Origin of the sequence: Brevundimonas sp. UBA2503 (genome assembly GCF_002341485.1) — a bacterium.
In the GTDB taxonomy this organism is placed as follows: Bacteria; Pseudomonadota; Alphaproteobacteria; order Caulobacterales; family Caulobacteraceae; genus Brevundimonas; species Brevundimonas halotolerans.
On record NZ_DDOD01000019.1, the window covers coordinates 52,015 to 65,555 of the forward strand.

General features: G+C 67.9%; 12 protein-coding genes. 4 read left to right on the forward strand and 8 right to left on the reverse strand.

Annotated elements, in window-relative coordinates:
- Positions 1-10: 10 nt before the first annotated feature.
- Complete coding sequence (locus B4K74_RS08640) at positions 11-217, forward strand: hypothetical protein (protein WP_286692601.1); 207 nt, start codon at positions 11-13, stop codon at positions 215-217.
- Here B4K74_RS08640 and B4K74_RS08645 read toward each other — a convergent pair.
- Genes B4K74_RS08645 through B4K74_RS08660 form a run of 4 tightly spaced genes read right to left on the reverse strand, consistent with a single transcriptional unit; the run spans position 214 to position 4,263 of the window.
- Complete coding sequence (locus tag B4K74_RS08645) at positions 214-1,377, reverse strand: cystathionine gamma-synthase (RefSeq protein ID WP_286692602.1); 1,164 nt, start codon at positions 1,375-1,377, stop codon at positions 214-216. The two genes, B4K74_RS08640 and B4K74_RS08645, sit on opposite strands and share 4 nt — an antisense overlap.
- 15 nt (positions 1,378-1,392) lie before the next feature.
- Entirely contained in the window at positions 1,393-2,109 is a 717-nt protein-coding gene (locus tag B4K74_RS08650) for an alpha/beta hydrolase family protein (RefSeq protein WP_286692603.1), read from the reverse strand.
- Entirely contained in the window at positions 2,106-2,858 is a 753-nt protein-coding gene (locus tag B4K74_RS08655) for a dienelactone hydrolase family protein (protein ID WP_286692604.1), read from the reverse strand. The genes B4K74_RS08650 and B4K74_RS08655 overlap by 4 nt, the downstream gene beginning before the upstream one ends.
- A 1-nt stretch (position 2,859) precedes the next feature.
- On the reverse strand, positions 2,860-4,263 hold the full coding sequence (locus tag B4K74_RS08660) for a cystathionine beta-synthase (RefSeq protein ID WP_286692605.1): 1,404 nt from the start codon (positions 4,261-4,263) through the stop codon (positions 2,860-2,862).
- Between the two features lie 108 nt (positions 4,264-4,371).
- Here B4K74_RS08660 and rnr point away from each other — a divergent pair, with 108 nt between their 5' ends.
- From rnr to B4K74_RS08675, 3 genes are all read left to right on the forward strand, one after another.
- Complete coding sequence (rnr, locus tag B4K74_RS08665; RefSeq protein WP_286692606.1) at positions 4,372-6,660, forward strand: ribonuclease R; 2,289 nt, start codon at positions 4,372-4,374, stop codon at positions 6,658-6,660.
- Complete coding sequence (locus tag B4K74_RS08670) at positions 6,657-7,361, forward strand: NUDIX hydrolase (protein ID WP_286692607.1); 705 nt, start codon at positions 6,657-6,659, stop codon at positions 7,359-7,361. Before rnr ends, B4K74_RS08670 begins: the two co-directional genes overlap by 4 nt.
- A 63-nt stretch (positions 7,362-7,424) precedes the next feature.
- The gene (locus B4K74_RS08675) at positions 7,425-9,302 is read left to right on the forward strand and encodes a sulfotransferase (RefSeq protein ID WP_286692608.1); all 1,878 of its coding nucleotides are present in this window, start codon (positions 7,425-7,427) and stop codon (positions 9,300-9,302) included.
- A gap of 4 nt (positions 9,303-9,306) precedes the next feature.
- Here B4K74_RS08675 and gor read toward each other — a convergent pair whose 3' ends face one another.
- The 4 genes from gor to glmU form a co-directional block, all read right to left on the reverse strand.
- Positions 9,307-10,707 (reverse strand): glutathione-disulfide reductase, encoded by a 1,401-nt coding sequence (gene gor, locus B4K74_RS08680; protein WP_286692609.1) that lies wholly within the window; start codon positions 10,705-10,707, stop codon positions 9,307-9,309.
- Positions 10,708-10,939: 232 nt separating this feature from the next.
- Complete coding sequence (locus B4K74_RS08685) at positions 10,940-11,326, reverse strand: hypothetical protein (protein ID WP_286692610.1); 387 nt, start codon at positions 11,324-11,326, stop codon at positions 10,940-10,942.
- Positions 11,323-12,006 carry a ribose-5-phosphate isomerase RpiA gene (rpiA, locus tag B4K74_RS08690; protein WP_286692611.1) on the reverse strand — a complete coding sequence of 228 codons (684 nt, stop codon included), beginning with the start codon at positions 12,004-12,006 and terminating at the stop codon, positions 11,323-11,325. Before rpiA ends, B4K74_RS08685 begins: the two co-directional genes overlap by 4 nt.
- A 167-nt stretch (positions 12,007-12,173) precedes the next feature.
- Positions 12,174-13,538, reverse strand: a complete 1,365-nt coding sequence (glmU, locus tag B4K74_RS08695; protein WP_286692612.1) for a bifunctional UDP-N-acetylglucosamine diphosphorylase/glucosamine-1-phosphate N-acetyltransferase GlmU — start codon at positions 13,536-13,538, stop codon at positions 12,174-12,176.
- Positions 13,539-13,541 lie beyond the last annotated feature (3 nt).

The following is a 13,541-nucleotide window of genomic DNA, read 5'->3' on the forward strand; positions in this document are numbered from 1 at the left end:
TATAGGGCGCATGACCTTTCGATCCACGACACTAGAGCGCGCCTATGAACTGGCGCGCGAGGGCCGCTGCCGGACCGTCGGCGACATCAAGATCCAGCTGAAGCTCGAGGGCTATGAGCGCATCCGCGAGTCCCTTTATGGCGGTACCCTGAACGCCGCCCTGCGAGACCTCTGCCGCGAGCATTACGCCCCCGCTGAGGGCCAGGTCGAACCCTAGCCCAGCGCCTGGTCCAGGTCGGCGATGAGGTCGTCGACGTCTTCGACCCCCACCGACAGGCGGATCAGGCTGTCGGTGACGCCGCCGGCCTCGCGGACCTCCTTCGGCACCGAGGCGTGGGTCATGATGGCCGGGTGGTTCACCAGACTTTCGACCCCGCCCAGCGACTCAGCGAGGGTGAAGACCTCGACCCGCTCCAGCACCTTGCGGGTCCGGTCCAGATCGCCGTCGATCACCACACTGACCATGCCGCCGAACCCACCGGTCATCTGGCGACAGGCCAGCTCGTGCCCCGGATGGCTGATCAGGCCGGGATAAATGACCTTGGCCACGCCCTTTCGGGTCTCCAGCCAGCGGGCCACCGCCAGCGCATTCTCGCAGTGGGCCTTCATTCTCAGGCCCAGCGTCTTCAGTCCCCGGTTCGCCAGGAAGGCATCGAACGGTCCCATGATGCCGCCCACCGAGTTCTGCAGGAACTTCAGCTGGGCCGCCAGTTCGGGGTTGGCCGTCACCAGCACCCCGCCGACAATGTCCGAGTGCCCGTTCAGATACTTGGTGGCGGAGTGCATGACGATGTCGGCCCCCAGACCGATCGGCTGCTGGCAGAACGGCGTGGCAAAGGTGTTGTCGACCACCAGGATCAGGCCCCGGGACTTTGCAATCTTCGACAGGGCCGCGATGTCCGCCAGCTTCATCAGCGGATTGGTCGGGGTCTCGACCCAGATCATCCGGGTCTTGTCGGTGATGGCCGCCTCGACCGCCGCCGGATCGGCCATGTTCACATAGGCGAAGTCCAGCCCCATCGACCGCCGCCGGACCCGCTCGAACAGCCGCCACGAGCCGCCGTACAGATCATCGCCCGTGACGATGTGGCTGCCGGCATCCAGCAGTTCCAGCGCCGTCGAGGTCGCGGCCATGCCGCTGGCAAAGCCAAAGCCGTGCGTGCCGCCCTCCAGGTCCGCGATACAGGCCTCGAACGCCTCGCGCGTCGGGTTCTTGCCCCGCGCATACTCATAGCCCTTGTTCACGCCCGGGCTTTCCTGGGCATAGGTCGAGGTGGCGTAGATCGGCGTCATGACGGCGCCCGTGGTCGGGTCGGGCCGTTGTCCCGCGTGGATGGCGCGCGTGGAAAATCCCGGGCGGTTCTTGCGGTCGGTCATGCGGGGATGGGCTCTCTACAGAAGGGTTCGCTTGAAGAAGTCCGACGCCATGCGGTGAACCTCTTGCCACTGGGCGGGGGTATAGAGGTGCCCGGCGCCACGCAACACCTGCAGCCGGACCGGTACGTCCGCCTGCCGCAGGAACTCCACCCAGCGGCGGGTGCTTTCGGGCGAGACATGGGTGTCGTTCTCGGACTGGATCACCAGCACCGGAATGCGGCGGCGCGGCGGGCGCGGGACATAGACATCCCAGCCGCCTGCGACACCAATGGCCGCCGCCGCGCGACTGTTCCCGAGTGCTCCGTCGACCGCCACATAGGATCCCAGCGAATAGCCCATGATGCCAATGCGGCGCCGGTCAATGCCGGACTCGATCATCCAGTCCACGGCGTCGCTGCCGACCGCGCGCCAGGCGTCCATGACCGGCTCGGGCCGCACCCCATCATCCGCCGCCGCGTCGTAGTAGGCGGGCACAAGCACCTTGAAGCCCTCGACAGCGAACTGCTCGGCCAGCGTCAGATAGGCCGAGCCTATGCCACCCGAGCCATGCAGGAAGACGACCGCCGCGCCATTCGGCTGCGCAGGCGTGTATAGCGCCGCGCGGATCGGCTTGCCCCGGCTTTCAAACGTCAGTGTCTCGACAGAGAAGGCTGCCTGTTGTGCGCGGACAGCCCCGACCAGAAAGGGCGTTGTAACAGCCGCCATCAGAAGCCGTCGGCGAGTGGCTGTCATGTCAGGGTCCGGTCGAAGAACCGTCCGGCCACATCGAATATGGTCCGCCATTCACCGGGATCGAAGCGGTGGCGGGGCGAGGTCAGCTCATACGTTTCGACCGGCACCTCGGCGGCCGACAGGGTCTCGGCCCGCTCCCGCACGCGTCGGGCCGACACCAGAGGATCACCATCGGCATAGACGAACAGCACCGGCGGTCGGTGGCGGATATCGGCGACGTCCAGTGATCCCCCCGACGCCACACCGACGAACGCCTGCGCACCACCTTCCTCCAGCACCCCGTCCAGCCCCAGCGAGCCACCCCGGGAGAAACCCAGCGCCCCCACGCGGGCCGGATCAACGCCGGGTCGCTGACCCAGCCACTCCAGACCATCCAGAATGGCCTTGCGCCAGCGCCGCGCGGCTACCGCCGTGCTCCGCCTCTGGCTGGGCGTCGCATCGAAATAGTTGGGCATCAGGCAGTGATAGCCACGCGCCGTTAGCGAGAGCGCGCCCTCGGTGAAGATGTGGACATCGTCCTGGGCGCCACCGCCCCCATGCAGCAGCGCCACCGCCGCCCCGGTCATTGGCCCACGCCGCGCCTCAACCACCGGCGAGAACAGCAGGCCGTTGATCGGGAAGGATCCACTGGGATAGCTGACCAGCGATATCCCTAGCGCCCCCGGGTCCTGCGCCTTCGCAGACCGCGCCCAGCCGCCCGTCGTCGCCGCGAGGCTCCCGATCAGAAGCTGGCGACGGTCCGGGCCCATCTTACCGGTTCAGGCTCAGGTGGTTGATCAGGTCCGTCCGGGTGATCAGGCCCACGAACTTCTCCCCGTCCAGCACGATGGCCACGCGATCACGGTCGAACAGCGGCACCAGGGCCTCAAGCGGCTCATTGACCTGAACCGTATCCAGCTCTCGCGTCATGACCTTGGAGACCGGCATCCGGAAGCGCTCCTCGCGGGTGATCGCGTCGGTGTTCATGGTGTGCACCAGATCGCTCTCGTCGACGATGCCGACCAGCCGCCCTTCACTGAAGATTGGCAGCTGCGAGACGTCCGCCCCGCGCATCCGCTTGAACACGGTGTCGAGCGTGTCATCCGGCCCGGCGAAGACGACGGCGCCGTCCTCGTACTTGCGGGTGATCAGGTCTGACAGGTCACCATGCAGCTCGCGCTCGCCCAGCCCCTGGTCGGCCAGCCAGGCATCGTTATAGACCTTGGACAGGTACTTGGCCCCGGTATCGCAGACGAAGGTCACGCAGGTCTTTGGCTCGGTCTGCTCGCGGCACCAGCGCAGCGCGGAAGCGATCAGCGTGCCGGAGGACGAGCCCGCGAGGATGCCTTCCTTGAGCAGCAGCTCGCGGACTGTGGCGATGGCCTCGGCATCCGGGATTGAATAGGCCTTGTCAATCAGGTCCATATGGGCGGTTTCAGGCACGAAATTCTGGCCGATCCCCTCGACCGTATAGCTGCCTTCCGGACCGGGAACCCCCTCGTTGACGATGCCGGCCAGCGTCGAGCCAACGGGATCGGCCAGGATGATCTCGGCCTTTGACCCCTTTGACTTCAGGAACTGGCCGATGCCGGTGATTGTCCCGCCCGAGCCGATACCGGCGACGAAAGCGTCAACCTTGCCGTCCATCTGATCCCAGATTTCGGGCCCCGTGGTCTCGAAGTGCGCGAGGGAGTTGGCGTCATTGGCGAACTGGTTGACGTAGTACCCACCCGGGATCTGCTGGGCCAGCCGCTCGGCCATATCGGTGTAGTACTCCGGGTGGCCGTGCGGCACGTCGGAGCGTGTCAGCCGGACGTCTGCGCCCATGGCCCGCAAATGCTGGATCTTCTCCTTGGACATCTTATCCGGGATGACCAGCAGGACCTTGTAGCCCTTGGCCTGACCAACCAGCGTCAGGGCCAGACCGGTGTTGCCCGCTGTGGCCTCGACGATCGTGCCACCGGGCTTGAGCCAGCCTTCCCTCTCGGCCGCAGCGATCATCGACAGGGCGATCCGGTCCTTGATCGAGCCGCCGGGGTTCTGGCTTTCCAGCTTCAGGAACAGGCGGCACTTGCCGGTGTCCATGCGGCTGACCTCGACCATGGGCGTCTTGCCGATCAGGTCGAGCAGCGAGGCGGTGGGACCGGCAAGGACCGGTTGGGGGGCAAGCGACATCCAGAACTCCTGAGGTTTGGCCGGAAGCTGGTCCCACCGCCCGCTCAGGTCAAGCCGCAGACGACAAAGCGCGGGACGACAGAGGCCGAAGCGCGTTATGAGGGGATGATGAAGAAGTCGCACCCACGCCCGCCCGCCGGACTTCCGGACAAGGACACCCTGCTCGCCTTCCTGCGCGAGACCGGCTCGGCCCAGAAGACCGACATCGCCCAGCATTTCGGACTGAAGGGCGCGGATCGACGCGCCCTGCGCCAGATGATCCGCGAACTGGAAGACGAGGGCCGCCTGGGCCGGCGTGGTCGCAAGGGTCTGAGCGAGGCCGGGGGCCTGCCGCCGGTGGGCGTGGCCGACATCGTCGAGCGCGATGTCGATGGCGAGCTGATTGTACGACTGGTCGAGGCCTCGGACGACGCGCCCTCCGCCGTGTTGATGCCCGATCGCAAGGATCGCGGCCCCGCGCCCGGCATGGGCGACCGGCTGCTGGTCCGTTTCGCGCGCGGCGAAAACGGCTGGGAAGCCCGGCTGATCAAGAAGCTGGACACCGGGGCCGACCGGGTGCTGGGCGTGATCCGCAGGTCGGCCCGTCAGGTCCGGATCGAGTCGGTCGACCGCCGGGCCAAGGACACCCTGATCGTCCCCGAAAGCCAGGTCGAAGGCCTGAAGGACGGGGATCTGGTGCTGGCCACCGTCGAAAAGGGCAGCGACCGCCATGGACCGAAACGCGGCAAGGTGCTGGAGAAACTGGGCCGCGAGGATGATCCCCGCGCAGCCTCGCTGATCGCCATCCACAGCCATGGCCTGCCGACCGGCTTTTCCGAGACGGTCGAGTCCGAGGCCGAAGATCAGGCCCTGCCCTCGCTGAAGGGGCGCGAAGACCTGCGCGACCTGCCGCTGATTACCATCGACCCGGCCGACGCGCGCGATCACGACGACGCGGTCTTTGCCCAGCCGGATGAGGATGCCAACAACCCGGGCGGCTGGATCGTCTGGGTCGCCATCGCCGATGTCGCCGCCTATGTCCGCCCCGGCACCGCACTGGATCAACAGGCCCGCGACAAGGGCAACTCGACCTACTTCCCGGACCGGGTCGAGCCGATGCTGCCCGAGGTGCTGTCGAACGGCCTGTGCAGCCTCAAGGTCGGCGAGAACCGCGCCTGTCTGGCCGTGCGCATGGTGTTCGACGCCGACGGGAAGAAGCGCAGCCACCGCTTCGTCCGGGGCCTGATGCGGTCGCACGCCAGCCTGTCCTATGAGCAGGCGCAGGCCGCAGCGGATGGCCGATTCGACGATGTGACTGGTCCCATCGTCGACGTCATCCTCAAGCCCCTGTGGGCCGCCTATCGCACCATGCTGAAGGGCCGCAAGAAGCGGGCGCCGCTGGCCATCGAAAGCCTGGAGCGCAAGATCAACATGTCGCCGAAGGGCGAGATCATTTCGATCGAACCGCGGGTCTCGCTGGAGGCACACCGGCTGATCGAGGAGATGATGATCCAGGCGAACGTCTCGGCCGCCGAAACCCTGGAGCAGAAGCGCACCCCCCTGATCTACCGCGTGCACGACACCCCCAGTCAGGAGAAGGTGTTCAACCTCGCCGACTTCCTGCAGACGCTGGGGCGGCCGTGGAACAAGGGCGAGTCGCCGACCACCAAGAAGCTCAACGCCCTGCTGGACAGCATGCGCGACACGCCCCACGCCGAGATCGTCAATGAGGTGGTCCTGCGCAGCCAGATGCAGGCCATCTACACGCCGGACAACATCGGCCACTTCGGGCTGAACCTGGACCGCTATGCCCACTTCACCTCGCCGATCCGGCGTTACTCCGACCTGGTCGTCCACCGGGCGCTCATCCGCGCGCTGGGGCTCGGCAAGGACGGCCTGACCGAGCGCGAGGTTGCCGAGCTGTCCGGCATCGCCGAGCATCTGGTGATGACCGAGCGCCGCTCCATGGCGGCCGAGCGGGATGCGACGGATCGCTATGTCGCCGCCTTCCTCGAGGAGCGGATCGGCGCAACCTTCGAAGGACGGATCACGGGGGTCACGCGCTTCGGCCTGTTCGTACGGCTGCAGGAGACCGGCGCCGATGGCCTGATCCCGATCTCCTCGCTGGGCCGGGACTATTTCCAGCACGACGAGGCAGCCCATGCCCTGATCGGCCAGAGAAGCGGTGACCGCTGGACCTTGGGCCGCACCGTCGAGGTCAAGCTGGTCGAGGCCACCCCCCTGACCGGCGGACTTGTGCTGGAGATGCTGTCGGATGCCGAGGAAGGGAAGCCCCCGGGCAACTCCGGAAGTCGCGGTGGTCCGCGGGGTGGCCCCCTCCGGGGCGGCAAGGGTCCGCGCGGGGGCAAGGGTGGTCCGCCTTCCGGCAAGCCGAAGGGACCGCGGCGCCGCAAATGAGCCAGCCGTTCGATGCACGCGCGGACCTGGCCGATTCTCCTGACGTCGGGGCCCGGGTCCGGCCCCGGGACGCCGCCACCCTGATCCTGACGCGCAGCCGCGCCGGACAGGCCGAGGTGCTGATGGGCCGTCGGGCACCCGGCCATGTCTTCATGGCGTCGAAATGGGTGTTCCCCGGCGGTCGGGTCGAGCGCGGTGACTATACCGCCCCCTTTGCCACCGATCTCTCGCCGGACGAGCTTGCGCTGCTGGAGCGCGAGATGCCCGAACGACGCGCCCGTGCGCTGGCGCTGGCCGCCGTCCGCGAGACCCATGAGGAGACGGGTGTCATCGTCGGCCGCCCGGCGCCCGCGCGCAGTCTGACCGGGCCGTGGCGCAACTTCCTGTCGACCGGGAATCAGGCCGATCTGGCAGGCCTGCGCTACATCGCCCGGGCCATCACGCCACCGGGACGGCCACGACGGTTCGACGCCCGCTTCTTTCTGGCGGATGCGGACGCCATGGACCTGCCGGCGCGCACCGACCACGGGGACGAGCTGGAACGCGTGGCCTGGATCCCGCTGGATGATCTGAAAGACCTCGCCCTGCCCGCCATCACCCGGTTCGTCGTGGGCGAGGTCCGGGAACGACTCGCGGGGCGGGACCCCGGTCGGCCCTTCATTCGCCAGCTGTATGGCCAGCACAGGATCGATCGGCTTTGACCCTCTCCCGGACGGGGCGTATCTGTGGGGCCTGCCCTCTCCTCGAGTATCGGCCCTGATCGCGTGAAACTGTCCCGCCCCTTCATCAAGCTGCCCTTCCGCTTCGACGTGGACCAACTGCGGCGCGAGGTCGAGGCTTTCCCGGCTGACGCCTGGGCGAAGCATCCGAACAACATCCCCGGCAACAGCGCCCTGCGGCTGATCACGGTCGGCGGCACCGAGAACGACGACGTCGCCGGGGCCATGGCGCCGACGCCGCATCTGCAGTCCTCGCCCTATATCCAGCAGGTGCTCAGCCACTTTGGCGTGGTGTGGAGCCGGTCGCGGCTGATGCGGCTGGGACCGGGATCGTCGGTGCCCGAGCACACGGACATCAACTACCACTGGTTTCACCGGGTGCGGCTGCATGTGCCGATCGTGACCACGCCCGACGTGCGCTTCCACTGCGACGGCGAGGAGGTCCACATGGCCCCCGGCGAGGCCTGGATCTTCGACAACTGGCGGATCCACAAGGTCGACAACGGCTCGGACATCTCGCGCGTGCACCTCGTGGCGGACACGACCGGCAACGGCCGGTTCTGGGACCTGGCCGAGGCGGCCGCGACCCAGTCCCTGCCCGAGACGCCGATCCCCTTCCGGCCCGGTCAGCGGGCGCCGCTGGCGGTCGAGCAGTTCAACATTTACCGCGTCATGCCGCCGTCCGAGGTCGATGAGCTGCTCAGCGATCTGGTGGCCGAGACGGGCTCGGTCCGGCAGGGCGATGAGGGCCGGGCGCACCTGCAGCAGTTCGCGAGGCTGATGCACGGCTTCCGGCAGGACTGGCGCCAGCTGTGGTCGCTGTTCGCCGACACCGACCGGGGCATCCCCCACTACCAGAAGCGGCTGCAGATGCTGATGCAGCAGGTCACGGCGCTGGGTGACGACCTGAGGGTCACCTCCAACATGATGCCCGTGCCCGCCGTGGTCCGGCAGCGGATCGGCGCTTACGGCGTCAATCCGGGCGTGGCGCCGATGGGCGGTGGGGTCGCCACGGGCATGATGGGTCAGCCCGCCCCCGCAGCCGCCGCTGCAAGCCCGGCCGCCAGCCGTCCCTCGGCCATCCTGCAGACGCCGGACTATGACCGGCCGGTGATCATCGTGGCCGCACCCCGCTCGGGCAGCACGGCCCTGTTCGAAACGCTGGCGGTCACGCCCCAGCTGCACACCGTGGGCGGCGAGGCCCACTGGCTGGTCGAGGGCTTCAAGGCCCTGCGGCCCGGCGCGCCCGGCATCGACTCCAACCGGGTGACGGCCGAGCACTACAGCGACCAGATCGGCCTGGCGATGAAGGCCCGACTGGCCGAAAAGCTTCGCGACGGGGCCGAGCGGCCCTTTGCCAACCAGGACAGCGTCCGGCTGCTGGAGAAGACGCCGAAGAACGCCCTGCGGATCCCCTTCTTCAACGCCCTGTTCCCGGACGCCCGGTTCGTCTTCCTGTGGCGCGAGCCGGAGGAGAATGTCTCCAGCATCATCGACGCCTGGCGGTCGGGCGGTTGGGTGACCTATCCGCAGCTGCCGGGCTGGGAGGGACCGTGGTCTCTGCTGCTGCCGCAGGGCTGGCAGGGCCTGAAGGGCAAGCCCCTGCCCGAGGTGGCGGCCTATCAGTGGGCGACCACCAACCAGACCATCATGGACGACCTGTCGGCCCTGCCCGCCGACCGGCGCCACGTCGTCCGCTATGCCGACTTCGTCGCCGATCCGACGGCGGTGATGCGCGGCATCTGCGCCTTCGCCGACCTTGAGTTCGACGCGGCCCTGGCGGAGCGGACCGGCGGCAAGCTGCCGGAGTCGCGCCACACCCTGACCCCGCCGGCACCCGACAAGTGGAAGAAGAATGCGGCGGAGATCGAGCCCCTGCTGACGGGCCTGAAGCCGATCCGGGACCGGCTGGGCGGGTTCTGAGCTCCTATTCGGCGGCGGTCGCGGCGACCGACTGTTTGTCCTTCAGGGTGACCAATTCCTCGGCCAGCGTCGGGTGAACGGCGCAGGTCGCGTCCCACTGGGCCTTGGTCAGGCCGGCCTTGACCGCAATGGCGGCCAGCTGGATCATCTCGGGCGCCTCGGGGCCGACGATGTGGACGCCGACCACGCGTTGGGTGTCGGCATCGACCACCAGCTTCATCAGCACCCGCTCGTCCGAGCCGACGAACACGGTCTTCATGGGCCGGAAGCGGGTCAGATAGACGTCCACCCCCTTCGAGCAGTGACGCCGCGCCTCGGCCTCGCTGAGGCCGACCACCCCGACCGGCGGCTGGCTGAAGACGCCGGTGGCGACGGCCTCATAGTCGAACGACGAGGGATTGTCCTTGTAGCGGGTCTCGTGGAAGGCGACGGCCTCGCGGATGGCGACGGGGGTCAGATTGATGCGGTCGGTGACGTCGCCGATGGCCCAGATGTTGTCGACGCTGGTACGCGAATACTGGTCGACCTTGATCGCCCCGCCCTCGGTCAGTTCGACGCCGGCCTCCTCAAGCCCCAAGCCCTTGACGTAGGGGGTGCGGCCGGTGGCGAACATGACGGCCTCGGTCGTCAGCTTCATGTCGTTCTCGAGATGGCTGACGAGGCCGTCGGCGGTTTTCTCGATCGACGAATGCTGGCAGCCCAGCACCACCTTGATGCCGCGCCGCTCGATCTCGCCGGCCAGATGGGCGCGGACGTCATCGTCAAAGCCGCGCAGGATGTTCGGCCCGCGATAGACCAGGGTGGTCTCGACCCCCAGACCGGCAAAGATGCCGGCGAACTCGACCGCGATATAGCCGCCGCCCGCGATCAGGATGCTCTTCGGCAGCTCCGGCAGGTGGAAGGCCTCTTCCGAAGTGATGGCGTGTTCGATGCCCGGCAGGTCTTGGGGTACCCAGGGGCGGCCGCCGGTGGCGATCAGGATGGTTTCGGCGGTGACGGTGCGATCAACCGAGCCGTCCTTCTTGAGGACCTCGACCGTGTGGGCGTCCTTCAGCCGGGCCCGGCCGTGGATCAGCTCGGCCCCCGCCTTGCCCAGATTGGCGACATAGATGCCGGACAGCCGGGCGATCTCGACGTCCTTGGCCTCGAGGAAGCGCTTCCAGTCGAAGGTCGCGCCCTCGATGTCCCAGCCATAGCCCTCGGCGATTTCCAGCGCGTGGCTGACCTCGGAGGCCATGACCATGAATTTCTTGGGCACGCAGCCGCGGATGACACAGGTGCCGCCGACCCGGTGCTCCTCGGCCACGGCGACCGTCTTGCCCGACAGCGCCGTCAGCCGCGCCGCCCGCACCCCGCCCGAGCCCGCACCGATGACGAAGAGGTCGTAGTCGTAGGTCGTGGGCATTCGGGGCTCCTGAACCAGACGGTGCGAAAAAGACCGTCTGAATGGTCTGAATAGTCTGAAACCGGGGGCGGTCCGGAATTCAGACGGTGAAATTAGACCGTCTGAACCGTCTGAAGGGTCTGAAGTGCGCTCCGGCGAACTGAAGGCGGGCACGGGTCGGGAGCGCGTGGCTCCTGCCGCGTCAGGGACTTAGGGATCAGGGAGGGGAGGGGCAAGGCGCGCCCATCCTTGATCAGTCCGCACCTTGATCGTCCCACGCGGAGCGATAGGCGGGCTTGACCATAATCGGTCCGTCAAAAGGCGTCCTCTCGCCCGGATAGTCTGCGACAAGCTGAAGATAGGCAGCCAGCAGATCAGGGCTTTGATGGGTCCAGCGGTTCAGCCAGCCATGGTTGCCGAGTCGGTGAAGAAACTGATCGCCCCGTCTCTGGATGAGGACATAGGCGCCCGGGTCACTGAGTTGCGGAAAATAGGGATCGTGGAAGTCCACCTCCCAGCCCTCCGGCAGCCAGTGGAGCAGCGCCTCAAAGTCTGCGCGGGTTGGGTGATCGAGGGCCAATGTGAAACCACCCTTGTCACGGGGGACGAAGGTTATGCCCTTGAGCGTGGGCACCTTCACGGCACCAGCACCTCAACCCCGTCGTCCGTGCCGATGATCGCCTCGTCCGCAAGGTCGAGGAAGAGGCCGTGTTCGACGACGCCGGTGATCAGTTTCAGGTCGTCGGCGAGGCGGCTGGGGTCGGTGATGGCGCCGCATCTGGCGTCATAGATCAGATTGCCACCGTCGGTGCGCACAAGGCCGCGCTCGGCGGTTCGGACCCGGGCGGGCATGGCGATGTCGTGGTCGGCCAGCACATCGGCGATGCGGTTGCCGGTGGTCTTGTGCCCGAAGGCGACGACCTCGATCGGCAGGGGGAAGGCGCCGAGCGTCTTCACCACCTTGGCCGCGTCGGCGATGACTAGGCAGCGGTCCGAGGCTTCCCACACCAGTTTCTCACGCAGCAGGGCCGCGCCGCCGCCCTTGATCAGGGCCAGCCCCGGTCCGACCTCGTCCGCCCCGTCGACGGTCAGGTCGAGGCGCGGGGTGTCCTCCAGCGTCGACAGCGTCAGGCCCAGCTCACGCGCGAGGTCAGCGGTCGCATCCGACGTCGGCACGCAGCGCAGGTCGGGCAGGTTGCGGGCCGCCAGCGCCTTGACGAACCAGGCGGCGGTCGATCCGGTGCCGAGGCCGACCTTCATGCCCGCCTCAACCCGAAGGGCGGCGGCCTCCCCGGCGAGGCGTTTCTGGGAATCGGACATCTAGGCTCCTCCCCTGCTTGCGGGGGTGGAGGAAGGTTCGTGCACGAACCGACGACCGGACCCCGAAGGGGTGGAGGGGGCAAGGGTCAGAAGTTGGCGTCTGGTATTCGCCCCCTCCACCGCCGTTCGGCGGTCCCCCTCCCCCGAAGCTGCGCGTCGGGGGAGGATCATTTCTTCTGGCTGGCCTTCTTGGCGGTCATCATCTGCATGAAGCGGGCGGCCCAGCCGTCCTTGACGGTCTGGGTGGCACGGCCGAGGGCGAGGGCGCCGTCGGGGACGTCTTCGGTGATGACCGAGCCGGAGGCCGTCATGGCGCCGGCGCCGATGGTGACGGGCGCGACCAGCGAGCTGTTGGAGCCGACAAAAGCCCCCTCGCCCACTGTGGTCTTGTGTTTGAACACGCCGTCATAGTTGCAGAAGATGGTGCCGGCGCCGATGTTGGCGCGCGGGCCGACCTGGCCGTCGCCGAGGTAGGACAGGTGGTTGGCCTTGGCGCCCTCGCCGATGTGGCTGTTCTTGACCTCGACGAAATTGCCGATGTGGACGTCGCGCTCCAGCCGGGCGCCGGGACGCAGGCGGGCATAGGGGCCGACGATGGCGCCCTCGCCGACGACGGCGCCTTCCAGATGGCTGAAGCTGCGGATGCGGGCACCGGATGCGACCTTCACGCCCGGGCCGAACACGACATAGGGCTCGACGACCACGCCGGCTTCCAGATCGGTGTCCCAGGCGAAATGGACGGTGTCGGGCGCGGGCATGGTGACGCCGCGGGCGAGGAAGGTGTCGCGCTGGACCTTCTGGAACAGGGCCTCGGCCTCGGCCAGCTCGGACTGGGCATTAACGCCCATGACGGAGTCCTCGGACGCCATGACGGCGCGGGTCGGCACCCCGGCCTCGCGGCCCAGCTGGACGACGTCGGTCAGATAGTATTCGCCCTTGGCATTGTCGTTGCCGACCTTGTCCAGCAGGTCGAACAGGACACGGGCCGGGGCCGACATGACGCCGGAGTTGCAGGTCCGGATGGCCAGAACCTCGGCCGAGGCCTCCTTGGCCTCGGTGATGGCGGCCAGCTCGCCGCCCCGGATGACCAGACGGCCATAGGCGCCGGGGTCGCGGGCCTCGAACCCGATCACCGACAGGGCATCGGCGGCCTCGAACACCGGGGCGATGTCGTGGGCCTTGAGCAGGGGCACGTCGCCATAGGTGATGACGACCTGGCCGTCGAAGCCGTTCAGCGCTTCGCGCGCACACAGGACGGCGTGGCCGGTGCCCATGGGCGGGTCCTGAATGGCGATGGCGGCCTCGCCCAGACGGGCGACGACGTGAGCGCGAACCTCGGGCGAGTGGGTGCCGACGACCACGACGATCCGCTCGCAGCCCAGGGCCTCGGCGGCGTCGATGGCGTGGTCCAGCATGGCGCGGCCGCCGACCGGATGCAGCACCTTGGGCAGGCGGGACTTCATGCGGGTGCCCTGCCCCGCGGCAAGGATCACGGCGGCGCGCGCGGGCCCGGTCTGGCTGTGGCTGGTCACGTG